The following is a 23,886-nucleotide window of genomic DNA, read 5'->3' as shown; positions in this document are numbered from 1 at the left end:
GCGTTTACTCCTGTATTACGCAAAAAAAGGGTGACGATGCACCCCTGGTTTAACACAAATTTCCCCGCCGGATGGCGGCGCTGACGCGCCTTATCCGGCCTACAGAACCACACGCAGGCCCGATAAGCGCTGCAATAGCTACTACGCCAACTGGCGCAGCATTCGACGCAGCGGCTCGGCGGCGCCCCATAACAACTGGTCGCCTACGGTAAACGCCGACAAGAACTCTGGCCCCATGTTCAGCTTACGCAGACGACCAACCGGCGTAGTCAACGTGCCGGTCACCGCCGCCGGGGTTAATTCGCGCATAGTGATATCACGATCGTTCGGCACCACTTTCGCCCACGGATTATGTGCCGCCAGCAGTTCTTCCACCGTCGGAATGGATACCTCTTTTTTCAGCTTGATGGTGAACGCCTGGCTGTGACAGCGCAGCGCGCCGACGCGCACGCACAAACCATCAACCGGAATCACAGAGGCAGTATTGAGAATCTTGTTGGTTTCCGCCTGGCCTTTCCACTCTTCGCGGCTCTGGCCGTTATCGAGCTGTTTGTCGATCCAGGGGATCAGGCTTCCCGCCAGCGGTACGCCAAAGTTATCAACCGGCAGCTCGCCGCTGCGGGTCAATGCCGTAACTTTGCGTTCAATATCAAGAATTGCGGAAGACGGCGTCGCCAGTTCATCGGCGACATGGCCATACAACTGACCCATCTGGGTTAACAGCTCGCGCATATGGCGCGCGCCGCCGCCGGAGGCGGCCTGATAGGTCGCGACGGATACCCAGTCAACGAGATTATGGGCAAAGAGACCGCCCAGCGACATCAACATCAGGCTAACGGTACAGTTACCGCCCACAAAGGTCTTCACGCCATTATTCAGGCCGTCGGTAATCACGTCCTGGTTGACCGGGTCGAGAATAATAATGGCATCATCTTTCATGCGCAGCGTAGAAGCCGCGTCAATCCAGTAACCCTGCCATCCGCTTTCGCGCAGCTTTGGATAAATTTCGTTGGTATAATCGCCGCCCTGGCAGGTCACGATGATATCGAGCGCTTTTAGCGCATCCAGATCAAAAGCGTCCTGTAGCGTGCCGGTGGAGGTGTCGCCGAAGGTGGGCGCCGCCTGTCCAAACTGGGAGGTAGAAAAGAAAACAGGGCGAATAGCGTCGAAATCGCGCTCCTCTACCATGCGTTGCATGAGAACAGAGCCGACCATTCCGCGCCAGCCGATAAAACCAACATTTTTCATAGCGTTTTTTTCCTGCAAAGAGATGTGCTGTGTATGCGCGCCAGTATCCTGTGGCGCATCCTTCACCATACAAAAAGCAGCCAAAGTCGCAAGTGAAATTAATCAATGATAGCGAAGCCATCAGTAATGCGACTTATCCTGCCTTACCGCGCAAGCAGAAAGTCCAGTGGCGATTATCAGGGAATTTGCGTTAGGAAGGGAATCATTTCCGTCGCTGTTTTATTGATCCTAATTATGGATCAGCGTAGAAATTTGCCTGCTTTTATGCGCGTACTGAAACATGGCGAGGCAAAATGTCGTTGGGCGATTGCCATGCACACCTCAATAAAAAACCGGGTAGCGATTACGCCTTACCCGGCTTACGGTGTCGATATGTGCCCGTTTCCAGGCCCGGTAAGCACCGCGCCACCGGGCAACAAGACTCAGCTCAGCAGTTGGAAAGCAATCATCCCGACAATCGCGCCGACCGTACCGAGGATAGTTTCCATCATCGTCCAGGTTTTTAACGTCTGCGCTTCGGTCGCGCCGGTAAATTTACCGAACAGCCAGAAGCCAGCGTCGTTAACATGAGAAACCACAATTGAACCGCCGGCGATACAGATAGAGAGCGCAGCCATCTGCGCGCCGGAGAAATTCAGTTGCTCTATGACCGGCATCACCAGACCGACCGCGGTTAAACACGCCACGGTCGCGGAACCCTGAATGATGCGCACTGCCGCCGCCAGCACAAAGCAGGTAATGGCAATCGGCAGTCCCATACCGGTTAACGCTTCGCCCAGCGCCGGGCCGACGCCGGAGTCAACCAGTACCTGTTTGAACACCCCGCCTGCGCCAATCACCAGCAGGATAATGCCCGCCGGTTGCAGCGCGTGGCCACAGATTTCCATCACTTTGTCTTTCGGCATCCCCTGACGCATCGCCAGGCCATAAATCGCTACCAGACAAGCGACCAGAATCGCAGTGAAGGGGTGACCGATAAACTCAAACCATTCGTAAGCGGTGGAACCTTCCGGCACAAAACGCGCGGCGATCGTTTTCAGCCCTACCAGCACCAACGGCAGCAGGATCAGCGACAGGCTGAAGCCGAAAGAAGGCATTTTACCTTCACCCAGATGCGGCTCGGTAATGTCGTCAGGAATACGCAGCTCAACGTAACGGCTGATAAAATTCCCCCACAGCGGCCCGGCGATAATCATGCCAGGAATAGCGGCGCACAGCCCAATCAGGATCATCCAGCCGAAATCAGCATGCATCTGGGAAGCCAGCAGCATCGGCGCAGGCCCAGGCAACAAAAACGCCGCGGCTGCCGCCACGCCCGCAAACAGCGGAATGACCAGCTTCACCAGGTTTGTGCCGGTATGACGCGCCATAGAGAATGCCACACTTATCAGCAGCACAATCGCCACTTCAAAGAACAGCGGAAGCGCACAAATCAGCCCGGCCAGGCCAATCGCATAGTGCGCGCGGTTATGGCCAAAGGATTTAAGCATCTTGACGGCTATCTGATCGACCGCGCCGGTTTCATGCAGAATCTTGCCGAACATCGCCCCCAGCGCGACCACAATCGCCAGGAATCCCAGCGTGCCGCCCATCCCTTTTTCCATGGTCGCGGCGATTTTATCAAGCGGCATCCCTGAAAAAAGCCCCGCGCCCATCGAGACGACCATTAACGCGACGAAGGCGTGCATACGCGCCTTCATCACCAAAAACAGCAGCAGTAAGACGGAACCGACGGCGGTTAAAACCAGTGTTAATGTACTCACAGCGTACTGCCTTTATTGATGACCTCAATGGTGCTCGCCACGACGCCTTCCAGCGGCTGGTCGATATCCACCACCAGAACATCGCGTTCGTCGGCACCCGGCTCTTGCAGCGTTTCAAACTGCGTCACCAGCATTTGGGTTTTGAAGAAATGACCTTTGCGCGCTTTCAGACGGCTTTCAATGACGTCGAAATCACCTTTCAGATAGATAAAGGAGAGGTTCGGGTTTCCCTCGCGCAGCAGGTCGCGATAATGTTTTTTCAGTGCGGAGCAGACGATCAGCGAGATTTTATTGGTACGCTGCATCGCGAAAGCGGCGTCGTTCAGCGCCTGTAACCACGGTTTGCGGTCATCATCATTCAACGGCTCGCCGGAAGCCATTTTTTCAATATTGCAGCGCGGATGCAGAAAATCGCCGTCCAGAAACGCGGCATGAAGCTGATGCGCCACGGCGCTTGCGACAGCGGATTTACCGCTGCCTGATACGCCCATCAGAACGTAAACGTGGTGATCATGATTAGTCGTGCTCAAAGCGGGCCCCCACTCTACAAGTTGCAAAATTTGTTACGGGTAACTGTTATCGGTAACATTGTCCAACCGCACCATTCACGACGCAATGACCATTCGTGCCAAAAGTGAATAAGTGTGAGCTACTTCAAAGTTGTCAGACTAAATAGATCCGCCCGGTGACAAGGTGAAACCTAAATCTAACATTTTCGGCGTGACCGTTTCGCCGCGAATGCGAGCCAACAGGCGTTCCGCGCCAATGCTGCCCATTCGCTCGCGCGGCGTCAGGACGCTTGCCAGACGCGGTTCCATCACCTGGCCGATGTCATGACCGTGGAACCCGGCGATCGCCATGTCGTCCGGGATTTTTAGCCCCAGGCGCTGGCATTCGAAGGCCGCCCCCACCGCCAGGTCATCGTTGGTGCAAAAAATACCGTCAAGCTGTGGGTATTCACGTCGCGCCTGGCGCATGAGTTCGATACCGGAAGAGTAGGATGAAGATTGCTCCATCATCACACTGTAAGGAACCAGGCCTGCGTCCCGCATCGCCTGTTCATAGCCCTTCTGCTTGATGATAGTACGTTCGTCGAGGCGCGCCCCCAGATAGGCGATATGACGATGACCACGCGCGATAATCGCGGCGGTCATCTGACGGGCGGCCTCGAAGTTGTCAAAACCGACGGCAATATCGAGACACGGCGACTGGCTGTCCATCAGTTCCACCACCGGAATCCCGGCGACTTCGATCATTTTTAAGGTGCGCGGCGTATGGGTACGCTCAGTGAGGATCAGGCCGTCGATATTCCAGGAGAGCATCGATTCCAGGCGCTCCTGCTCCATCTCCGGTTTATAGCCGTAGTGCGCCAGCATGGTTTGATAACCATGCGCGTCGGTGACAGCCTCAATGCCGCGTAACACTTCCGCAAAGACCTGGTTGGTTAAAGACGGCAGCAGAACGCCAATGGCGCGGCTGGTGGCGTTGGAAAGAATGTCAGGCGCGCGATTAGGAATGTACCCGAGCTCATCAAGCGCAGCCGCAATTTTACCCCGCAGCGCGACGGAGACCTGCTCCGGATTACGCAAAAAACGGCTGACCGTCATTTTGGTCACGCCCACGCGGTCGGCTACATCCTGAAGTACGGGTCTTTTCTTTTTCATCGTCCTGAAAGGTATAAAAGGGATAGATTTGCCCAGTTTACCACGGACGTGCGGAATTAATGACAAACGATGAAAAGCCGGATGGCAACGCTTTCGCGTCTTATCCGGCCTACAAAAGGTTACAGCACGTTAAACTGGCGGCAAGTCAAACAGCAACACTTCACTGTCGCTGTCGGCATGAATCGAGATTGCCTGCTCATCCCAAATCGCCAGGCCGTCGCTGGTGGTGGCTTTGGTGCCGTTAATGGTCACGTTACCTTTTACCACCTGGATCCAGACGCGGCGCTCAGCGGCAATCTGATGCACCGACTGCTCATCTTTGAGCTGCGCCCAGCGGTACAGCTCCATATCCTGGTGGACCTTCAGCGAACCATCGCGAGCATCTGGCGAAAGCACCAGTTGCTTGCCCTGCGCGGCGTCGAAGCGGCGCTGTTCGTAGCGCGGCGTGATGCCGGTTTCTTGCGGAATGATCCAGATCTGGTACAGCCGCAGACGATCCGTTTTGCTCGGGTTGTACTCGGAGTGGCGAACGCCGGTCCCGGCGCTCATAATCTGGAATTCACCGGCCGGAACCTGTTCTTTATTGCCCATACTGTCCTGGTGTTCTACGGCGCCTTCCAGTACATAGGTCAAAATTTCCATGTCTTTATGCGGATGCGTGCCGAAACCCTGGCCTGCGTCGATCACATCGTCGTTAATCACACGCAGCGCCGAGAACCCCATAAAGTTCGGATCGTAATAATCGGCAAAAGAAAAGGTATGCCAGGAGTCAAGCCAGCCATGATTCGCATGACCGCGGTCGTTTGCTTTGCGTAAGTAGATCATTGTGTTCACCCCCAGATGTTTTCGATGGAATAAGTGTGGACTCATTCCGTCCGGGATCATAGAGGGTGAAAATTGACTCCTCTGTTCAAAAAATATGAATAAGCGCAGAGGAGTCTGTAAGGGCTATTTAGCGAGGGTTATCGTCGCAGGCGTTGCCTGTTCGAAAGCACGTTCGAGGATTTCCAGGTTGGTAAGAACTTCAGATTCCTTGACGTAATTAGGCGTACCGACGGTCAACGTCTGGTACAGCGCATCATAGACGCGACCATAGTCACCCGTTTCCGGTTTCACCTCTTCTTTCACCGTAACGCCGTCGTCATTGACATACTCCAGCACACCGACGGATTCGTCAGCGGCAAAACCCGGCTCGCCAGGCATAATGTTCGCTTTCAGGCTGGTTTCTTGTTGATCGATACCGTATTTCACAAACGAACCTTTGGTGCCGTGAACAATAAACTTCGGATAGTCGATTTTCACCAGATGGCTGGTTTTAACGATAGCCTTCAAATCGCCATAAAACAGTTGCGCTTCAAAGGTGTCATCCGGATTCGCTTTATTACGCAGGCTACGAATGTCATACGCGACATGATCCGGGCGGCCAAATAGCGAAATAATTTGATCCATGGTGTGGACGCCAAGTCCATAGAATGCGCCGTCCTGCGGCAGGCCCGGTTTGGTTTCTGCTACCGGGCGGTAATAATCGAAATGGCTTTCAATTTCGACAATCTTGCCCAGTTTGCCGCTCTCTATCGCTTTTTTAGCCGTGAGAAAACAGGAATCAAAACGACGATTCTGATACGGCGTAACGGTCAGTCCTTTGCTTCGCGCCAGGTCGAACAACACTTTTGCCTCCGCCAGCGTCGGCGTGAAAGGTTTCTCAACCAGCACATTTTTACCCGCTTCCAGCGCGCGTTTGGCGTATTCGAAATGGCTGTCAGCATGCGTACAGACGATCACCAGCTTTACCTGCGGATCGCCCAACACCTCATCCAGATCGCTGGTGAAGTGAATATGTGAATACTGTGGCGCCTGCTCTTCCGGTTTAGCGTGACGACGGAAAATATGCGCGACATGCCAGGTATCTTTCCGATTCAGAACGTAGGGGAGATGGTAACGGGTGGTGCTTTTGCCGAATCCAATAAATGCGCAGTGTAAGGTCATGAGACGATCCTTTTGAAGATGATTGTCTACACCATAGCGCAAAGCGTGAGGAGACTGAATGTTGGATTCTTTGCCGGATGCGGCGTTGCCTTTTTGGGCCTACAAAAGCAGATGCCTCAAGATCGGGCGTAAGTGGCGCAGGCAGATTGTTCACGGCAAGCGCGCAGGGCCCGGAGCGTACTAAATGTACGTGAGGAGCACGAGCACTTCCCGGGGACAAAATGACAAGTAAGCCAGGCTGAAACAAAACCCAAAAAAAAAGCCAGCAAAAGCTGGCCAAAATAATACTGGAAGCAATGTGAGCAATGTCGTGCTTTCAGGTTCTCCGTAGGGGTTCCCCTGAATGCAAGGCAATAATAATCATTCTCATTCGCACTTGTCTACTTCTTTTTGCAAAAAAATGCAGTTGACGGAATTTTCTTTCTCAGCGAGTGTAAATACACAATTACCCCTGCAGGAGATAAGGAATGAGTGAAATAGTGATACGCCACGCTGAACCGAAAGATTACGACGCCATTCGTCAGATCCACGCCCAGCCGGAGGTGTACCACAACACGCTACAGGTTCCTCATCCTTCCCTCGAAATGTGGCAGGCGCGGCTAACCGAGCAAGCCGGGGTTAAACAACTGGTTGCCTGCATTGACGATATTGTCGTTGGCCATCTTTCTATTCAGGTCACCCAACGTCCCCGTCGCAGCCACGTGGCCGATTTTGGTATCTGCGTGGATGCCCGGTGGCACAATCGCGGCATTGCCAGCGCGCTGATCCGCACGATGATCGACATGTGTGACAACTGGCTGCGCGTTGACCGTATCGAGTTAACGGTGTTTGTTGATAACGAGCCCGCGGTGGCGGTGTATAAGAAGTACGGCTTTGAAATCGAAGGCACTGGTAAGAAATACGGCCTGCGCAACGGTGAGTACGTTGATGCGTACTTTATGGCGCGCGTGAAATAACGCTTCCCCGCCCCACCCTGTGGGGCGAAACGTCACAAACCTTCACAACATTCCAGTTATTGCAACCTACTTCCCCTATATCAAAACAATAACCATCTGAATTTCATGGTTATTACCACTTTAAGCTTTATCACCGTTTTTTCCGTAATTTTAGCAATATTAATATTACATTTTTGTTTTTTTTTGGTTTCTGCCATCACTTTATGGTGACAATCACAACAATATACTCCTCCCGGGACTAATTTAACCACGGTGAGGTAAAAAATGAAATTTGAACGCCATCATAGAATATTGAAGGAACTCAGTATTTCGGGAGTTGTAAAAGTTTCAAATCTGGCGAAAAGTCTCAAGGTAACAAAGGAAACTATTCGTTCAGATCTCAATGAACTTGCCGGACAGGGATATCTTACTCGCTGTCATGGTGGTGCATTTATTACCCTTGATTCTCTTGATAACGTCGCAAAAAATGAAATTGCTTATGTGCTGGAAAAATATGAATCAGCGCAGAAAATAAAAAAAGGTCTCTCTGCCATGAAAAATAATGTATGTGTTATTGGCTCGTTCAATGTTGATATTATCAGTTATCTACCGAGATTACCCTCAACGGGAGAATCATTGCTGGCCGATAAATTTATTTTTTCACCCGGCGGTAAGGGATGTAATCAGGCATTAGCAGCAAGCTATGCCGACTCTGATGTGCATTTTATTACTAAAGTAGGCTCAGATCATTTTAGTGATTACGCCATTAATTTTATAAACTCATCAAAAATCCATAAAAGTGTTATCTACCAGACCAAAGAAACACAAACAGGTACAGCAACCATCATGGTGAATGGAGATACCGGAGATAACGTCATCGCTATTTACCCTGGCGCCAACATGACAATTTCCCCTGATGAAATCACCATTCAGAAAGAAGCCATTGTTCATTCAGATATTGTTCTTGTCCAACTGGAGACGAATTACGAAGCGCTGCAGCAAACAATTCGTCTCGCACAAAAAAATGACATACCGGTCATCATCAATCCAGCGCCGTACAATGACATGGTTAACACCATCATTGATAACATTGACTATATTACACCAAATGAAACGGAAGCCGGCCTGCTGGCCAATATGGCGGTTAATGATATCGAATCAGCCAAATGCGCGGCCAAAATTATTCATCAGAAAGGCGTCAAAAATACCATTATTACATTAGGTAGCAAAGGTTCGCTTGCTTATGATGGCACACAATTCATCTATTCCCCGGCATTTCCGGCAGTTGTAAAAAATACGGCGGGAGCGGGTGACGCTTTCAATGGCGCCCTCGCATCTGGTCTTGCAAAAGGAAAGTCACTGGCATCCGCATTGTGCTACGCCAGCGCATTTGCCTCACTTGCGGTTGAAACGCCTAATGCCTCTGATATGCCGGAAAACGACTCCGTTCTTCATCGTATTCAGGGTTCACATTACAAACAAACTATCTCTACTCACTAAATCAAGGAGCAGACTATGAACAATACGCAGAAAAAACTAAAGGTGCTCTTTATTGGAGAATCCTGGCATATTCATATGATTCATTCAAAAGGTTATGACAGTTTCACCTCCAGTAAATATGAAGAAGGCGCCACATGGTTACTGGAATGCTTGAGGAAGGGCGGCGTTGATATTGATTACATGCCTGCCCACACGGTACAAATTGCCTTTCCAGAGAGTATTGACGAATTAAACCGTTACGATGTGATTGTTATTAGCGACATTGGTAGTAATACCTTCCTGTTGCAAAACGAGACATTTTATCAGCTAAAAATAAAACCAAACGCTCTGGAGTCCATTAAAGAGTACGTCAAAAATGGCGGTGGACTACTCATGATTGGCGGTTATCTGTCATTTATGGGTATTGAGGCAAAAGCCAATTATAAGAACACCGTTCTTGCTGAGGTTCTGCCAGTTATTATGCTTGATGGCGATGACCGGGTAGAAAAGCCCGAGGGTATCTGTGCTGAGGCTGTCTCACCTGAACATCCTGTTGTTAACGGGTTCTCAGATTATCCGGTATTTCTTGGATATAACCAGGCCGTCGCCAGAGACGATGCCGATGTCGTATTAACAATAAATAATGACCCATTGTTAGTGTTCGGTGAATACCAACAGGGTAAAACCGCCTGCTTTATGAGTGACTGCTCCCCACACTGGGGAACCCAGCAGTTTATGTCATGGCCATTTTATACCGACCTGTGGGTCAACACGCTTCAATTCATCGCCAGAAAATAAAAAACAATGGAGTAACGAAAGTTACTCCTTTTATAAAATATAAGGATTGATGTATGAACAAGAATAAGTACTCAACCCCCTTACTGATGCTTGCCACCATCTTAGCCGGTATGCTTTCCCCGATGCAGTCTGCCGTTAATGGGCAGTTAGGACATTGGTTACAAGACGGTAATGCTTGCGCAGTAATCTCGTTTGCCAGCGGTCTGGTCGTCATGTTTTTTATTATTATTGCGCGCAAAGAAACACGCCAGCAATTCGTCTCAATCCCTACTCTGATTAAAAAGAGAAAAATCCCGCTATGGAATTGGTTTGCAGGATTATGCGGGGCGATGGTCGTATTTTCTGAAGGCGCATCCGCCAGCGCGCTGGGCGTTGCCACCTTTCAAACGGCATTAATTTCCGCTCTGCTTCTTTCCGGCCTGCTGTGCGACCGTTTTGGCATCGGTGTGGAGGAGAAAAAATATTTTACGCCATGGCGCATTACTGGCGCATTGTTCGCCGTTATCGCCACCATTTTTGTCGTGTCGCCACAGTGGCACTCAACCTCGTTTATCCTGCTCGCTATCCTCCCCTTTTTGGCAGGGTTACTCGCTGGCTGGCAGCCTGCGGGGAATGCTAAAGTCGCCGAGGCAACGGGCTCCATGCTGGTGTCCATTACATGGAACTTCATCGTCGGCTTTTGTGTCCTGGGCGCGGCGCTGGCGATACGTATCGCATTAGGCCATGTCACCATCCAGTTACCCGATACATGGTGGATGTATCTCGGTGGTCCGCTGGGTCTGCTGTCCATCGGGCTAATGGCGATTCTGGTGAGAGGCTTAGGACTATTGATGCTGGGCGTAGCGTCAACAGCAGGACAACTGCTTGGCTCAGTGCTAATTGATGAATTGATCCCTTCATTAGGCAATACGGTCTACCTGGTCACCATCATCGGTACGCTGTTCGCGTTAGTCGGTGCGATTGTGACCACCATCCCTGAATACAGAGCATCCAAAATGGCGCAAAGAATGGAGGTGTCAGAATGAAAGGTTTCCTGCAAACCGTAACAGGCCCGGTGGCGCATACGGATATGGGGCTGACGCTACCGCATGAACATCTGTTTAACGATCTGTCTTCGGTCGTAGACGAGCCACATTATGCTTTTTCACAGCAACTGGTGGGAAAGAAAGTCAGTGCTGACCTGCAGTGGGGGCTGAAACACGACCCATACTGCTGCGCCGATAACATGGACCGCAAAGAGATTGATGATGTTATCTTCGAAATCAATAACTTTATGTCTTTGGGCGGCAGGACGATTGTCGACGCCACCGGATCAGAATCCATTGGACGGGACGCCTCAGCGCTGCGAGAAGTTGCCTTAAAAACGGGTTTGAATATCGTTGCGTCATCCGGACCTTATCTGGAGAAATTTGAAAGTACCCGGATCCATAAACCTGTTGAGCTGTTAGCCTCACTCATTGATAAAGAACTGAATCAGGGTATTGGCGAGACGGATATTCGCGCTGGCATGATCGGTGAAATCGGCGTATCTCCCGCGTTTACCCAAGCGGAGCGTAACAGCCTGCGGGCAGCGTCTCTGGCACAATGTAACAACCCCCACACGGCGATGAATATCCATATGCCAGGGTGGCTGCGGCTGGGGGATGAGGTGCTGGATATCGTGCTGGAAGAAATGAACGTCTCTCCGGCAAAAGTCTCGCTGGCGCATTCGGACCCTTCAGGAAAAGATGTCGTCTATCAACGTAAAATGCTCGACCGCGGCGTATGGCTTGAATTTGACATGATTGGTCTGGACATCACCTTTCCAAAAGAAGGTGTCGCGCCGGGCGTTCAGGAGACCGCAGATGCAGTAGCGAATCTGATTGCACTGGGTTACGCCGACCAAATCGTTTTAAGCCATGATGTTTTTCTCAAACAGATGTGGGCGAAAAATGGCGGAAATGGCTGGGGGTTTGTCCCGAATGTCTTCCTCGCCTATCTGGCTGCTCGCGGAGTAGACAACGATACTCTGCGCAAGCTTTGTATTGATAATCCAGCCCGATTACTCACGGCATAATCTGCAAATAGCCCGGTGTCTGACACCGGGCCTGGAATTAAAAATCAGTATCCCGCCGTTAAATCATCCACGGAACGCGGGTCAGACGCGCCATACAGTTCGCCATCCGGTCCAACCATAATACTTTGGGTGCTGCCCATCGCTTCTTTCAGCGCCACTTTCTGCCCTTTCTGTTCCAGCAACTTTAGCGTATCGGGGCTGAAGCCCTTTTCTACCCGCAGTTCGTCCGGCAACCATTGATGATGGAAACGCGGCGCGTTGGTCGCTTCGGCGACGTTCATGCCAAAATCAATGCTATTCACTACCATTTGCAGCACAGTAGTGATGATTCGACTCCCGCCAGGGCTGCCGGTCACCAGCCAGGTTTTGCCCTCTTTAACGACGATAGTCGGCGACATCGACGACAGCGGACGCTTCTTCGGACCGACCGCGTTAGCATCGCCGCCCACCAGGCCATAAACATTAGGTACACCGGGTTTAGCAGAAAAATCATCCATTTGATTATTCAGCAGAATACCGGTATTTCCCGCCACAATTCCTGTGCCGAAGGTGGTGTTCAGGGTATAGGTCACCGCCACAGCATTGCCGTCTTTATCCACCACCGAGAAGTGGGTGGTCTGGTTGCTTTCATACGGGGCGAGCTTGCCCGGTTTTATCTGGCTGGAAGGTTTGGCCTTGTTGATATCAATTTGATCGGCCAGCGTTTTCGCATAGGCTTTGTGGGTCAGCGCCTGCCACGGCACTTTCACAAAGTCCGGATCGCCCAGATACTCTGAGCGGTCAGCGTAGGCGTATTTTTCCGCTTCCGCCATGATTTGCATGGCATCGGCGCTGCCAAAGCCGTACTTCTTCATGTCGAAATTTTCAAGAATATTAAGGATCTGTACGATGTGAATACCGCCCGAGGATGGCGGCGGCATGGAGAAGACCTGATACCCGCGATAGTCACCGCTGATTGGCGTACGCTCAACGGCTTTATAGCTGGCTAAATCCTCTTTGATCATCAGACCGCCGTTCTTGTGCATTTCTCCGGCAATCTGGTCAGCAATCGCCCCTTTATAAAACGCATCCGGGCCGTTTTCGGCAATCATTTCCAGGCTTTTCGCCAGATTCTTCTGGACCAGCTTATCGCCTTTTTTCAGCGGCTCGCCGTCTTTCCAGAAAATGGCTTTGCTGTTCTCATGGTTGGGGATCACTTCGCTGCCGTAAGTTTTTAAGTCGTCGGCCAGCGCATCGTTAACCACAAAACCCTCTTCCGCCAGCTTCATCGCCGGACGCACCACTTTATTCAGCGGCATCGTGCCGTATTTCTCCAGCGCCAGCGAGAACCCCGCCACAGTACCCGGCGTACCGGATGCCAGATGCGACGTCAGCGACTTTTTCGCATCGGCGTTACCCTGATCGTCGAGGAACATATCACGGGTCGCGCCAGCAGGCGCCATTTCACGAAAATCGATCGCCGTGGTAGCGCCATCTTTAGTGCGCAGCAGCATAAATCCTCCGCCGCCCAGATTCCCGGCTTGCGGATGCGTGACAGCCAGCGCATAGCCCACGGCGACGGCGGCATCCACGGCATTACCGCCCTGCTTTAAGATATCCACGCCAACCTGCGTCGCCATTGCATCCACGGACGCCACCATCCCTTGCGTCGCCCGCACAGGATGAAAGACATCTTCTTCAACACCATAGGAGACTGGCGGCGCGACGGGAGGATTGGCCACCGCGCTAAACGTCCCCCCGGCCAGCAGAGCGGCGATCGCCACCCAGCGCATAAACGTTGGTTTCATCGTTGTTTTTCTCCAGATAAATGGGTGTATGTCCCGTTTAATCCTGGCCCACAACGCTTAAAAAATCATCATCATGGCGAAATAGAGGTACACTTAAAAAGAGGCCTCATCGGGAGGAGACGACAATGAAACGCTTACTACTTATTACGGCTTTGTTACCCTTTGCTGTATTGGCCCAGCCAATTAACACTATGAATAATCCTAATCAGCCAGGTTATCAGATCCCCAGCCAGCAGCGTATGCAGACGCAGATGCAAACGCAGCAGATTCAGCAGCAGGGTATGTTGAAACAACAGATGCAAACGCAGGCGCGCAGCCAGCAGCAAAATCTACAGTCGCAGTTGAATGCCAATACGCAGCGGGTTCAGCAGGGACAGCCGGGCAACGGTATGCTCGGTCAGCAAACGCTGCCCAATACGCAGGGCGGAATGCTCAGCGGCAGCGGAAATCCGGACCGGATGCTAAACCATTCCCAGCCAATGTTGCAGCAGGACAGCGGGACGCCGCAGCCTGACATCCCGCTGAAAACCATCAGCCCTTAAAACTGACGGCCCTTAAAACTGAAAGTGAGGGCCGATGTCATCAATGCGATCGGTGCAGATACAATCCACGCCCCAGCGCAGCAGCTCTGCCGCCCGCTGGGGCTGATTGACGGTATACACCAGAATCCGCAGACCCGCGGCCTTAATCTCTTGCACTCGCGTCTCATCGAGTAATTTATGGTTGAGATGGAGGGAAACACAGCCCAGACGGGTCGTCAGTTCACGCCAGTCTTCACGCCATTTATCCAGCAGTAACCCGCGCGGCAGTTCAGGTGCTGCCGCCTGCGCCGCTTCCAGCGCCTCTATCTCAAAGGAAGAAAGCAGCGGCGGCGTCATCCCGGCCCACAGTTCGCGGGCGGCCAACGCCACGACGCGTCCTGTTAGCCTTTCGCTCCCCGTTGTCGGTTTGATCTCAATATTCGCCATCATGCCGTGTTTACGGCAGCGCTCCGCCACCTGCGAGAGCAGCGGCAGCGGCTCGCCTTTAAATTCGCCGCTAAACCAACCGCCAGCGTCCACACGCAATAAATCCTGCCAGTTCAACTCGCCCGCCACGCCCCAACCGTTGCTAGTGCGCTCCAGGTTATCGTCATGCAGCAGGAAAATTTCGCCGTCTTTCGACAGCTTGGCATCAAACTCAATCATGGTGTGCCCGTATCGCGCGCCCACGTCAATCGCCGCCAGAGTGTTTTCCGGCGCCAGTTTACCGCCGCCGCGATGGGCGACAATGTGGGGATAAGGCCAGTTACTCATACACGTTGTCCTGTTTCGCCATCAAAAAGATGCCGCTGATGTTCCGGCAGATGCAGCCATAGCGTACTGCCCGCCGCCGGGCGCTGCTGATGCGCCAACCGCACCACCAGTTTCTGATCGCCCCAGCGCCCATGCGCCAGATTATCCGCGCCCAGAATCTCCAGCGTATCTACCGTTAGCGGCACGCCGCCTTCCGCCTGCGAGCTTAACGCAATATGCTCCGGTCGGATACCCAGCGTCATGTTACGTCCGGCATGACCCCGATAGTCCGCACCTATCGGTAACGCCAGACCGCCAGGCAATTCGAAACGGTCGCCGGAAGCGCTGATAACGCCATCCAACAGGTTCATCGCCGGGCTGCCGATAAAGCTCGCCACGAAGCGACTGGCCGGTTTTTCATATACCTCTACCGGCGTGCCAATCTGTTCTGCGACACCTTTATTCATCACCATCACCCGCTGGGCCAGCGTCATCGCCTCTACCTGATCGTGAGTAACATAGAGCGAGGTGGTACGAAGACGACGATGCAGATGCTGTAACTCCAGACGCATCTGCACGCGCAGCTTGGCGTCGAGGTTAGAGAGCGGTTCGTCGAATAAGAAGACTGCCGGCTCGCGGACGATCGCGCGCCCCATTGCCACGCGCTGCCGTTGACCGCCGGAAAGCTCGCGTGGACGGCGTTTAAGCAGGCCGTCCAGCTCCAGAATGCGCGCCGCCTCCCGCACGCGTTCTTCAATATGCGCTTTGCTCATACCGCGAATTTTTAGTCCCCACGCCATGTTCTCCTCTACGCTCATATGGGGATAGAGAGCATAGTTCTGAAATACCATCGCGATGCCGCGATCTTTGGGTTCCATCTCGGTGACACGTTTGCGATCAATCCAGATATCGCCGCTGGTCACGCGTTCCAGACCGGCCACCATCCGCAACAACGTTGATTTGCCGCAGCCGGACGGCCCGACCATCACGATAAATTCGCCATCCGCCACGTCCAGCGTCAGCGGTTGAATGACCTGGGTTTTGCCGTCCCAGCTTTTGGTTACTGCCTGTAGTTTTAAACCAGCCATTTTATTTCTCACTATCGACCAGGCCACGCACAAACGCGCGCTGCATGGCTAAAACGATGACAACCGGGGGAATAAGGGTCAGCAGCATTGCCGCCATCACCTGGTTCCATTGCGTGGTACCTTCGCCAGTGGCGATCATCCCTTTGATACCCGCTACGGCAGTGCCAAGATTCACGTCGGTGATAATCAACAGCGGCCACAGATACTGGTTCCAGCCGTAGATAAAGGTGATGACGAATAACGCCGCCAGGTTGGTTTTTGACAGCGGCAACACGATGTCGCGGAAAAAGCGCATCGGCGACGCGCCGTCAATACGGGCCGCCTCCACCAGTTCATCCGGAAGCGTCATAAAGAACTGACGAAACAGGAAAGTGGCGGTAGCGGACGCCATCAGCGGTAGCGTCAGACCGGCATAGCTGTCGAGCATTTTCAGGTTGGCGATCACTTCCACCGTCGGGAAGATACGCACTTCAACCGGCAACATCAGGGTGATAAAAATCATCCAGAAGAACAGGTTACGCAGGGGAAAACGAAACCAGACGATGGCGAATGCGGAAAGCATAGATACCGTGATTTTGCCTACCGTAATGCTGAACGCCATAATGAAACTGTTAAGCATCATCAGCCAGAATGGCGCGCTATTAACACCGACGCCGTTGACCCAAATAGTTTTGATATTCTCCAGTAACTGCGTGCCGGGAAGCAGCGTCATCGGCGTCTCAAACACCGCGCGGTCGTCCAGCGTCGCCGCGACAAACGCGACATACAGCGGAAACAAAATGACCGCGATCCCCAGAATCAGCATGGTATGGCTGAATATTGTCAGCCCGCGACGATTCTCTATCATTGGTAACGCACCTTACTTTCCACATAGCGGAACTGCACCACCGTCAGAATGATGACGAGGAACATCAACACCACCGACTGCGCGGCGGACGCCGAGAGATCCAGGCCGGTAAACCCTTCGCGATAGATCTTATAAATCAGCGTCGTGGTGGCTTGTACCGGCCCGCCGGCGGTCGCGGCGTCGATCACCGGGAAGGTGTCGAAAAAGGCATACACCAGGTTGACCACCAGCAGGAAGAAACTGACCGGCGCAATAAGCGGCAAAGAAAGCCGGAAGAAACGACGAATCGGCCCGGCGCCGTCAATGGCCGCCGCTTCCACCAGCGAGCGGGGAATGGATTGCAGCGCGGCAAAGAAGAATAAAAAGTTGTAACTAATCTGCTTCCAGACTGACGCAAATACCACCAGGAACATCGCCTGACCGCTGTTTTGCGCGTGGTTCCAGTCATAGCCGAATTCGCCGAGGAAATGGGTGATTAATCCCCGCCCTGGGTTAAACAGGAAAATCCACAATACGGCGGCGACGGCGGGCGCGACGGCATAAGGCAGCAGCATCAGCGTCTGATAAAAACGGCTGCCGCGCACCACGTAATCCACCAGGGCGGCGAAAAACAGCGAGACCAGCAGGCCGCTAAACGTGACCAGCGCGCTGAATTTAATCGTCGTCCAGAAGGCGTCGAGATAATAGCTGTCGTGAAAAAGCGCGACGAAATTCTCCAGCCCGACAAATTGGCTGGAAAAACCAAACGGATCGACGCTTTGCAGCGAATACCACAGCGCTTCGCCCGCAGGCCAGATAAAGAAAATAACGGTGATAACCAACTGCGGGGCAACCAGTAAATACGGCAGCCAGCGCGAGCGGAACACCGGACGGAATGATGACATGAAGGTTCTTTTCCTGGAAGGTGCCGGATGGCGGTGCAAGCACCTTATCCGGCCTACAAACGCTGTAGGCCTGATAAGCGCAGCGCCACCAGGCACTTATACACTTAAGATTTGCTCGCTTTCTCAAAACGACGCAGCAACTGATTCCCGCGCTCCACTGCGGTATCCAACGCCTGTTGTGGGGTTTTCTTCCCGGTCCAGACGCTTTCCAGCTCTTCGTCCACGATGGTACGAATCTGCGGCATATTGCCCAGACGCAAGCCTTTGGTGAAGGGTAACGGCGGTTTATTCAACATCTGGCGAGTGGCGATATCCGCACCGGGGTTTTTATCGTAATAACCCTGCTCGCGGGTCAGCTCGTAGGCGGCGGTGGTAATCGGCAGGTAGCCAGTTTTTTGATGCCATTCAGCAGCGTTTTCCGGTTTTGCCAGAAAGTCGAGGAATTTGGCGACGCCGGTATAGGTTTCTTTATCTTTACCCTGCATGACCCATAGGCTGGCTCCGCCGATAATGGCGTTTTGCGGCGCGCCCTTGATATCAGCGTCGTACGGCATCATACCCACGCCATAGTTAAATTTGGCATACTGGCGGATATTGGCGAGCGAACCGGAGGACGCGGTTGTCATCGCGCAGTCACCGTTATAAAACTTCTCGGTAGACTCGTCCTTACGCCCAACATAGCTAAAATCGCCTTTTTTATTCATCTCTTCCAGCAGCGCGATATGTTTCACCTGCTCTGGCTTATTAAACTCCAGCACCGCATCTGTACCGTCAAAGCCATTTTTTTTACTGGCGAAGGGGAGGCCGTTCCAGGCGCTGAAGTTTTCCAGTTGGATCCAGCCTTGCCAGCCGCTGGCGTAACCGCATTTCATGCCTGCCGCTCTCAGTTTCGCGGTATAGTCAGCCAGCTCCTGCCAGGTTTTCGGCGGCTGTTCCGGATCTAAACCGGCTTTCTTAAAGGCGTCTTTGTTGTAGTACAGTACCGGCGTGGAACTGTTAAAGGGCTGGGAGAGCAGATGCCCGCTTTTAGCATCGGTGTAGTAGCCTGCAACGGTCGGTACAAACTGGGACTCGTCAAAGTTAATACCGGCGTCTTTAAACACTTCATAAACCGGCTTAATGGCTTTCGAGGCCATCATGGTCGCCGTCCCAACCTCATAAACCTGCAATATTGCCGGCGCGTTGCCGGTACGGAATGCCGCGATCCCGGCGCTCAGGTTCTGTTCATAGTTCCCCTTATAGACCGGAACGATTTTGTAATCCGGATTGGCCTGGTTGAAACGTTGCGCCAGTGAATCAACTTCTTTGCCTAACTCCCCTTCCATTGAATGCCAGAATGGAATAGTGGTGACGGCCAACGCCTGACCCGTAAATGCCAGACTCAGCGCCAGTCCTAAAGCTGTATGTCGTAACGATATCATCGGTTATCTCTCTTTTTGTGCCGGGATGCGCGATATCACGCGTTTTATGTTCGCGGGGGTAACATGACATGCTCGAATGACAGAAAAATAACTTTTTTATTACAAAAAAAAGATAGTAAGGCGACAGAGAGATGGCAAGGCAGTGAAAGCGCCGGAAAAGAAAAGTGGGAGCTACGGCACGAATAGGTACGACGTTATTCTCGGGGGCGGCGCACATGCCGTAACCCAACCAGACGGAGCGTCGCCGGGATTAACGTCTCAGGCACGTAAGCGAACGGCAATTTGCTCCAGCGTAAGCCGCCCTGCCGCCGCATCGACTGTCATATCGACAAAATCCGGATTCGCAGCGAGTGAGATCCCGTTACGCTTTAAAAACAGCAGCGTAATAAATAAGGCGGTGCGTTTGTTACCATCATTGAAGATATACCCACGGGATATAGCAAGCAAATGCATTGCCGCCAGCAGCCACACGTCGGTCACCCCTTCATATTCGATTTGATTGAGTACCCGATACATTAGCGCTTCCGCGCGGCCAGGATCAGGCATGCCTGTTACACCAGGCGTAACGCGGAGAAGCCTGTCGTGAAACTGAATTATCTCTTCCGCTGAGATAAGTTGTAGGGTCATTTATCCGCCAGCTTCCTGAGCTCATTGCCATGAACCGCCATAATGGCAGCAAACTCATCATCCATTCGCGCCGTCTGATAACGCTCAAACTCCTCGGCGCTGATGATCACTGCGGACTTATGCCCACGACGCGTGATGGTGACAGGGCCCCCCGTCACCGCACTTTCCAGGACTTCGGCCAGATTTTGCCGCGCTTCGCTATAGTTAACCGTACGCATAAACACCTCCCCAGTTGTACATGTTTATTGTACAACAAACATGTACAAAAAAAGAGCCATCAGGCTCTTTTGAAAAATTTTACCGCTTGCCGTTACCGGGGGGCGGCGCACGCGCTTCCCCCTGGCACAGTCTAACCGCCCAGATAGGCGCTGCGCACCGCTTCGTTCGCCAGCAGCGCATCACCGGTATCGGATAGCACTACGTGGCCGTTTTCCAGCACATAACCGCGGTCGGCGAGCTTCAGCGCCTGGTTGGCGTTTTGCTCGACAAGGAAGATGGTCATACCCTGCTCGCGCAACTGCTCAATGGTGTCGAAGATCTGCTGGATGATGATCGGCGCCAGCCCCAGCGACGGTTCATCCAGCAGCAATAGCCTCGGCTGGCTCATCAGCGCGCGGCCAATCGCCAGCATCTGCTGTTCGCCGCCGGACATGGTGCCCGCTCGCTGGATACGGCGCTCATGCAGGCGCGGAAACAGCTCGTACACCCACTTGATACGCTCCTGAAACCGATCGCGCTCGGCAAAAAAACCGCCCATCGCCAGGTTCTCTTCTACCGTCATCCGCGAGAAGACGCGCCGCCCTTCCGGCACTATCGCCACCGCTTCACGCATGATTTTCGCCGTCTGCCAGTCGGTTATGTCTTTACCGTCAAACACCACCCGTCCGCTGGAGGCGCGCGGATCGCCGCACAAGGTGCCAAGCAGCGTCGTTTTCCCCGCGCCGTTAGCGCCAATCAGGGTAACGATTTCCCCCTGGTTGATGTGCAGACTGACGTCGTGCAGCGCCTGAATCTTGCCGTAGTGGGCGCTGACTTTTTCAAACGTTAACATCGTTTTTTCCATCTTATGCCTCACCCAGATAAGCGCGGATGACGTCCGGGTTGTTGCGGATCTCTTCCGGCGTGCCGTTCGCCAGCGGCGTGCCCTGGTTCACCACGTAAATGCGATCGGAAATGCCCATCACCAGCTTCATATCGTGTTCAATCAGCAAGATAGTGGTGTTGTGATGGTTACGTAGTTCGGCAATCAGCTCATCCAGCTCTTTGGTCTCTTTCGGGTTAAGACCAGCCGCCGGTTCGTCGAGCATCAGAATTTCTGGCTGCGTCACCATGCAGCGGGCAATCTCCAGCCGACGCTGGTCGCCGTAGGCCAGATTACTGGCCTGGCGGTTGGCATGTTCCAGCAGGCCAATACGCTCAAGCCAGGTCGCCGCGCGGTCCAGCGCTTCACTTTGCGCGCGGCGGAAAGCGGGCGTTTTCAACAGGCCGGAAAAGAGGCCCGTTTTCAGTTGCTGGTACTGCGCCACCAGCAGGTTTTCAATCACCGTCATTTCGCGAAACAGGCGAACATGCTGGAAAGTACGTACCACGCCCATGCGGGCGATCTGCTGGCCCGGCAACCCTTCCAGATGCCGCTCGCGCAACATGATCGTACCGCCTGTCGGCTTATAAAAACCGGTCAGGCAGTTAAACACCGTCGTTTTACCCGCGCCGTTAGGGCCAATCAGCGACACAATTTCCCGCTCACGCAATTCCAGCGATACATTGTTGACCGCCAGCAAACCGCCAAAGCGCATCATCAGGCCGTTAACCGCTAATAATGGCTGACTCATGCCTGCTCTCCTTTCGCCTGACCACTTTTCAGCTTCAACTGCGGACGCGTCATCGGCAGCAATCCCTGCGGGCGCCAGATCATCATCAACACCATCAAACCGCCGAGCATCAACATGCTGTATTCGTTGAAATCGCGCATCAACTCGCGCGACACCACCAACAGAACCGCCGCCAGGATCACCGCAAACTGCGAGCCCATTCCGCCCAGCACCACAATCGCCAGCACGAAGGCGGATTCGGCGAAGGTGAAAGATTCCGGGCTGACAAAGCCCTGGCGGGCGGCAAACAACGTCCCGGCGAAACCGGCAAACGCGGCGCTGATAGTAAAAGCGGTCAGCTTGATGCGCGTCGGGCTTAAACCTAATGAGCGACAGGCGATCTCATCCTCACGCAACGCTTCCCACGCCCGGCCCAGCGGCATACGCAGCAGGCGGTTAATGACAAACAGCGACAGGACCACCAGCAACAGGGCCACCAGATAGAGGAAAATGACCCGGTCGGATGGGTCGTACTTCACGCCAAAGAAATTGCTGAAGGTATCCCAGCCGCCTTCGCGGGTGTTGCGGCTAAACTCCAGACCAAACAGCGTCGGTTTGGGGATCTGGCTGATGCCGTTCGGGCCGCCGGTAATTTCAGTGTTGTTGAGCAGCAGGATACGGACGATTTCGCCGAAGCCGAGCGTCACAATCGCCAGATAGTCGCCGCGCAGACGCAGTACCGGGAAGCCGAGCAGGAAACCAGCAGCGGCGGAGACCAGTCCCGCCAGCGGCAGGCAGGTCCAGAAACCCAAACCATAATAGTGGTTGAGCAGCGCAAAGGTATAAGCGCCGATGGCGTAAAAGCCGCCGTAGCCCAATACCAGCAGACCGGACAGCCCCACCACCACGTTCAGCCCCAGACCGAGGATGATATAAATCATGGTCATGGTGGCGATATCGACGCTACCGCGCGACACCATAAACGGCCATGCCACGGCGATAACCAGCAGCGCCATCAGAAACAGCTTTTGCTTAACGGTAGAGCCATCGATCGCCGGCAGAATAAACTTCGGTCCGGAGACGTGCTTCACCGCTTTCTGGAACATCGGACGCAGCAACTGAAAGAAAAAAACCACTGCCGTACCGATAAAGATCCACTGCCAGCGGATGTCGGCGGCGGTATCCACCACCAGTTTGGTGCCGTCCAGCTCCAGTTGTACGCCCATGAAGACGCCAGCCAAAACGAAGAACATCGCCGCAGAGAACAGAGCCATCGCAATATGCATCGGTTTCATACTTTCTCTACCTCCGGACGCCCCAGGATACCGGTCGGCATCACCAGCAGTACCAGAATCAGCAGAGCGAACGACACGACATCTTTATATTCGGTACTTAAATATGCAGACGAGAGCGCTTCGGCGACGCCCAAAATCAGACCGCCGATCATCGCGCCCGGAATGCTGCCAATCCCGCCCAGCACCGCCGCGGTGAACGCTTTCATCCCGGCCATAAAACCGATGTAGGGGTTAATTACGCCATAGAACTGACCGAGCAGCACGCCCGCCACCGCCGCCATTGCCGCGCCGATAACAAACGTTAGCGCAATGACGCGGTCGGTATTAATGCCGAGCAGGCTGGCCATTTTCAGATCCTCCGCGCAGGCGCGGCAGGCGCGGCCCATCCGGGAGTAGCGAATGAAAATGGTGAGCGCCAGCATAGCCAGAAAGGTGACTATCCAGATAACCGCCTGCATGGTGGTGATGGATGCGGAAAAGTTTTCGCTGCTGCCCACAATCCACTGGCCGTTAAACAGGCTGGGTAACGCCACGTCGCGCGAACCTTCCGTCAGGCTGACGTAGTTTTGCAGAAAGATGGACATCCCGATGGCGGAAATCAGGGCGATCAGGCGCTTGGAATTGCGCACGGGCCGGTAAGCGACTCGCTCGATACTCCAGCCGTAGGCGCTGGCAATAATAATCGCGCCGATAAATCCGGCGGCCACCAGGAGCCAACTGGTGTCTATTCCCATCATCATTAGCGCGGCGATGATCATAAAAGAGACGTAGCTGCCGATCATATACACCTCGCCATGAGCGAAGTTGATCATGCCGATAATGCCGTACACCATCGTATAACCGATAGCAATCAGCGCGTAGGTGCTCCCCAGCGTGACGCCGTTAAACATCTGCTGCAAGAAATAGAGAAACTGCTCGGACAT

Annotated in this window: 24 protein-coding genes and 1 pseudogene; 7 read left to right on the top strand and 18 right to left on the bottom strand. The window is 53.4% G+C overall.

Annotation, left to right across the window (positions count from 1 at the left end; translation table 11 throughout):
• Positions 1–141: 141 nt before the first annotated feature.
• Positions 142–1,248, bottom strand: a complete 1,107-nt coding sequence (gene asd, locus J4617_RS16705) for an aspartate-semialdehyde dehydrogenase (RefSeq protein WP_000799940.1) — start codon at positions 1,246–1,248, stop codon at positions 142–144.
• Positions 1,249–1,374: 126 nt separating this feature from the next.
• On the opposite strand from asd, the pseudogene J4617_RS16700 reads away from it, so the two are divergent.
• A pseudogene (locus J4617_RS16700) lies at positions 1,375–1,754 on the top strand (MarC family protein).
• Here the strand turns inward: J4617_RS16700 and gntU are convergent.
• The 5 genes from gntU to J4617_RS16675 form a co-directional block, all read right to left on the bottom strand.
• A complete protein-coding gene (gene gntU / locus J4617_RS16695; protein ID WP_000105950.1) occupies positions 1,671–3,011 on the bottom strand; it encodes a gluconate transporter in 1,341 nt (446 codons plus the stop codon). The pseudogene J4617_RS16700 and the gene gntU overlap by 84 nt on opposite strands.
• Positions 3,008–3,541 (bottom strand): gluconokinase, encoded by a 534-nt coding sequence (gene gntK, locus J4617_RS16690; RefSeq protein WP_000108342.1) that lies wholly within the window; start codon positions 3,539–3,541, stop codon positions 3,008–3,010. The genes gntU and gntK overlap by 4 nt, the downstream gene beginning before the upstream one ends.
• Positions 3,542–3,679: 138 nt before the next feature.
• On the bottom strand, positions 3,680–4,675 hold the full coding sequence (gene gntR / locus J4617_RS16685; protein ID WP_000730239.1) for a gluconate operon transcriptional repressor GntR: 996 nt from the start codon (positions 4,673–4,675) through the stop codon (positions 3,680–3,682).
• 129 nt (positions 4,676–4,804) lie between these two features.
• Complete coding sequence (locus J4617_RS16680) at positions 4,805–5,500, bottom strand: pirin family protein (RefSeq protein ID WP_017465334.1); 696 nt, start codon at positions 5,498–5,500, stop codon at positions 4,805–4,807.
• Positions 5,501–5,623: 123 nt separating this feature from the next.
• Positions 5,624–6,661: an oxidoreductase gene (locus J4617_RS16675; RefSeq protein WP_000172396.1), complete on the bottom strand. Its 1,038-nt coding sequence runs from the start codon at positions 6,659–6,661 to the stop codon at positions 5,624–5,626.
• Between the two features lie 467 nt (positions 6,662–7,128).
• Here J4617_RS16675 and yhhY point away from each other — a divergent pair, with 467 nt between their 5' ends.
• The 5 genes from yhhY to J4617_RS16650 all read left to right on the top strand — a co-directional run bounded on the left by yhhY (position 7,129) and on the right by J4617_RS16650 (position 11,929).
• Positions 7,129–7,617 (top strand): N-acetyltransferase, encoded by a 489-nt coding sequence (gene yhhY, locus J4617_RS16670; RefSeq protein ID WP_001290278.1) that lies wholly within the window; start codon positions 7,129–7,131, stop codon positions 7,615–7,617.
• Between the two features lie 264 nt (positions 7,618–7,881).
• Entirely contained in the window at positions 7,882–9,096 is a 1,215-nt protein-coding gene (locus J4617_RS16665; protein WP_000667440.1) for a PfkB family carbohydrate kinase, read from the top strand.
• 15 nt (positions 9,097–9,111) lie between these two features.
• Entirely contained in the window at positions 9,112–9,873 is a 762-nt protein-coding gene (locus J4617_RS16660) for a glutamine amidotransferase (protein ID WP_001066509.1), read from the top strand.
• Positions 9,874–9,926: 53 nt separating this feature from the next.
• Positions 9,927–10,898 (top strand): DMT family transporter, encoded by a 972-nt coding sequence (locus J4617_RS16655; protein WP_017465333.1) that lies wholly within the window; start codon positions 9,927–9,929, stop codon positions 10,896–10,898.
• Positions 10,895–11,929 (top strand): phosphotriesterase, encoded by a 1,035-nt coding sequence (locus tag J4617_RS16650; protein ID WP_000675710.1) that lies wholly within the window; start codon positions 10,895–10,897, stop codon positions 11,927–11,929. Before J4617_RS16655 ends, J4617_RS16650 begins: the two co-directional genes overlap by 4 nt.
• A gap of 44 nt (positions 11,930–11,973) precedes the next feature.
• On the opposite strand, the gene ggt is transcribed toward J4617_RS16650, so the two are convergent.
• Positions 11,974–13,716, bottom strand: a complete 1,743-nt coding sequence (ggt, locus tag J4617_RS16645; RefSeq protein WP_000805091.1) for a gamma-glutamyltransferase — start codon at positions 13,714–13,716, stop codon at positions 11,974–11,976.
• A gap of 125 nt (positions 13,717–13,841) precedes the next feature.
• Between ggt and J4617_RS16640 the strand changes: the two genes are divergently transcribed.
• Positions 13,842–14,258, top strand: coding sequence for a DUF2756 family protein (locus J4617_RS16640; RefSeq protein WP_000826041.1), 417 nt, complete (start codon positions 13,842–13,844; stop codon positions 14,256–14,258).
• Positions 14,259–14,270: 12 nt separating this feature from the next.
• Here the strand turns inward: J4617_RS16640 and ugpQ are convergent, their stop codons facing one another.
• From ugpQ to livH, 11 genes are all read right to left on the bottom strand, one after another.
• Entirely contained in the window at positions 14,271–15,011 is a 741-nt protein-coding gene (gene ugpQ, locus J4617_RS16635; protein ID WP_000073542.1) for a glycerophosphodiester phosphodiesterase, read from the bottom strand.
• A complete protein-coding gene (locus J4617_RS16630) occupies positions 15,008–16,078 on the bottom strand; it encodes a sn-glycerol-3-phosphate import ATP-binding protein UgpC (protein WP_000907838.1) in 1,071 nt (356 codons plus the stop codon). Before J4617_RS16630 ends, ugpQ begins: the two co-directional genes overlap by 4 nt.
• Position 16,079: 1 nt before the next feature.
• Positions 16,080–16,925 (bottom strand): sn-glycerol-3-phosphate ABC transporter permease UgpE, encoded by an 846-nt coding sequence (gene ugpE, locus J4617_RS16625; RefSeq protein WP_000572196.1) that lies wholly within the window; start codon positions 16,923–16,925, stop codon positions 16,080–16,082.
• On the bottom strand, positions 16,922–17,809 hold the full coding sequence (ugpA, locus tag J4617_RS16620; protein ID WP_000094074.1) for a sn-glycerol-3-phosphate ABC transporter permease UgpA: 888 nt from the start codon (positions 17,807–17,809) through the stop codon (positions 16,922–16,924). Before ugpA ends, ugpE begins: the two co-directional genes overlap by 4 nt.
• Before the next feature lie 104 nt (positions 17,810–17,913).
• Positions 17,914–19,230 carry a sn-glycerol-3-phosphate ABC transporter substrate-binding protein UgpB gene (gene ugpB, locus J4617_RS16615; protein ID WP_017465332.1) on the bottom strand — a complete coding sequence of 439 codons (1,317 nt, stop codon included), beginning with the start codon at positions 19,228–19,230 and terminating at the stop codon, positions 17,914–17,916.
• Between the two features lie 258 nt (positions 19,231–19,488).
• Positions 19,489–19,857, bottom strand: coding sequence for a type II toxin-antitoxin system death-on-curing family toxin (locus J4617_RS16610; RefSeq protein WP_000174965.1), 369 nt, complete (start codon positions 19,855–19,857; stop codon positions 19,489–19,491).
• Positions 19,854–20,075, bottom strand: a complete 222-nt coding sequence (locus J4617_RS16605; RefSeq protein ID WP_001599562.1) for a type II toxin-antitoxin system Phd/YefM family antitoxin — start codon at positions 20,073–20,075, stop codon at positions 19,854–19,856. Before J4617_RS16605 ends, J4617_RS16610 begins: the two co-directional genes overlap by 4 nt.
• A gap of 131 nt (positions 20,076–20,206) precedes the next feature.
• Positions 20,207–20,920, bottom strand: a complete 714-nt coding sequence (gene livF / locus J4617_RS16600) for a high-affinity branched-chain amino acid ABC transporter ATP-binding protein LivF (protein ID WP_000416114.1) — start codon at positions 20,918–20,920, stop codon at positions 20,207–20,209.
• A 1-nt stretch (position 20,921) separates the two neighbouring features.
• Positions 20,922–21,689: a high-affinity branched-chain amino acid ABC transporter ATP-binding protein LivG gene (livG, locus tag J4617_RS16595; RefSeq protein ID WP_017465331.1), complete on the bottom strand. Its 768-nt coding sequence runs from the start codon at positions 21,687–21,689 to the stop codon at positions 20,922–20,924.
• The gene (gene livM / locus J4617_RS16590; RefSeq protein ID WP_000803764.1) at positions 21,686–22,963 is read right to left on the bottom strand and encodes a branched chain amino acid ABC transporter permease LivM; all 1,278 of its coding nucleotides are present in this window, start codon (positions 22,961–22,963) and stop codon (positions 21,686–21,688) included. Before livM ends, livG begins: the two co-directional genes overlap by 4 nt.
• Positions 22,960–23,886, bottom strand: coding sequence for a high-affinity branched-chain amino acid ABC transporter permease LivH (gene livH, locus J4617_RS16585; RefSeq protein ID WP_000003007.1), 927 nt, complete (start codon positions 23,884–23,886; stop codon positions 22,960–22,962). Before livH ends, livM begins: the two co-directional genes overlap by 4 nt.

Origin of the sequence: Salmonella sp. 32010601201800023SM (assembly GCF_017572235.1) — a bacterium.
GTDB classification, from domain to species: domain Bacteria; phylum Pseudomonadota; class Gammaproteobacteria; order Enterobacterales; family Enterobacteriaceae; genus Salmonella; species Salmonella enterica.
This window is presented reverse-complemented; position numbering and strand designations above follow the sequence as displayed.

Coding starts and splice junctions, on each gene's coding strand:
- asd (WP_000799940.1), bottom strand. CDS start 1,248: ATGAAAAATGTTGGTTTTATCGGCTGGCGCGGAATGGTCGGCTCTGTT.
- gntR (WP_000730239.1), bottom strand. CDS start 4,675: ATGAAAAAGAAAAGACCCGTACTTCAGGATGTAGCCGACCGCGTGGGC.
- J4617_RS16680 (WP_017465334.1), bottom strand. CDS start 5,500: ATGATCTACTTACGCAAAGCAAACGACCGCGGTCATGCGAATCATGGC.
- J4617_RS16675 (WP_000172396.1), bottom strand. CDS start 6,661: ATGACCTTACACTGCGCATTTATTGGATTCGGCAAAAGCACCACCCGT.
- yhhY (WP_001290278.1), top strand. CDS start 7,129: ATGAGTGAAATAGTGATACGCCACGCTGAACCGAAAGATTACGACGCC.
- J4617_RS16665 (WP_000667440.1), top strand. CDS start 7,882: ATGAAATTTGAACGCCATCATAGAATATTGAAGGAACTCAGTATTTCG.
- J4617_RS16660 (WP_001066509.1), top strand. CDS start 9,112: ATGAACAATACGCAGAAAAAACTAAAGGTGCTCTTTATTGGAGAATCC.
- J4617_RS16655 (WP_017465333.1), top strand. CDS start 9,927: ATGAACAAGAATAAGTACTCAACCCCCTTACTGATGCTTGCCACCATC.
- J4617_RS16650 (WP_000675710.1), top strand. CDS start 10,895: ATGAAAGGTTTCCTGCAAACCGTAACAGGCCCGGTGGCGCATACGGAT.
- ggt (WP_000805091.1), bottom strand. CDS start 13,716: ATGAAACCAACGTTTATGCGCTGGGTGGCGATCGCCGCTCTGCTGGCC.
- J4617_RS16640 (WP_000826041.1), top strand. CDS start 13,842: ATGAAACGCTTACTACTTATTACGGCTTTGTTACCCTTTGCTGTATTG.
- ugpQ (WP_000073542.1), bottom strand. CDS start 15,011: ATGAGTAACTGGCCTTATCCCCACATTGTCGCCCATCGCGGCGGCGGT.
- J4617_RS16630 (WP_000907838.1), bottom strand. CDS start 16,078: ATGGCTGGTTTAAAACTACAGGCAGTAACCAAAAGCTGGGACGGCAAA.
- ugpE (WP_000572196.1), bottom strand. CDS start 16,925: ATGATAGAGAATCGTCGCGGGCTGACAATATTCAGCCATACCATGCTG.
- ugpA (WP_000094074.1), bottom strand. CDS start 17,809: ATGTCATCATTCCGTCCGGTGTTCCGCTCGCGCTGGCTGCCGTATTTA.
- ugpB (WP_017465332.1), bottom strand. CDS start 19,230: ATGATATCGTTACGACATACAGCTTTAGGACTGGCGCTGAGTCTGGCA.
- J4617_RS16610 (WP_000174965.1), bottom strand. CDS start 19,857: ATGACCCTACAACTTATCTCAGCGGAAGAGATAATTCAGTTTCACGAC.
- J4617_RS16605 (WP_001599562.1), bottom strand. CDS start 20,075: ATGCGTACGGTTAACTATAGCGAAGCGCGGCAAAATCTGGCCGAAGTC.
- livF (WP_000416114.1), bottom strand. CDS start 20,920: ATGGAAAAAACGATGTTAACGTTTGAAAAAGTCAGCGCCCACTACGGC.
- livG (WP_017465331.1), bottom strand. CDS start 21,689: ATGAGTCAGCCATTATTAGCGGTTAACGGCCTGATGATGCGCTTTGGC.
- livM (WP_000803764.1), bottom strand. CDS start 22,963: ATGAAACCGATGCATATTGCGATGGCTCTGTTCTCTGCGGCGATGTTC.
- livH (WP_000003007.1), bottom strand. CDS start 23,886: ATGTCCGAGCAGTTTCTCTATTTCTTGCAGCAGATGTTTAACGGCGTC.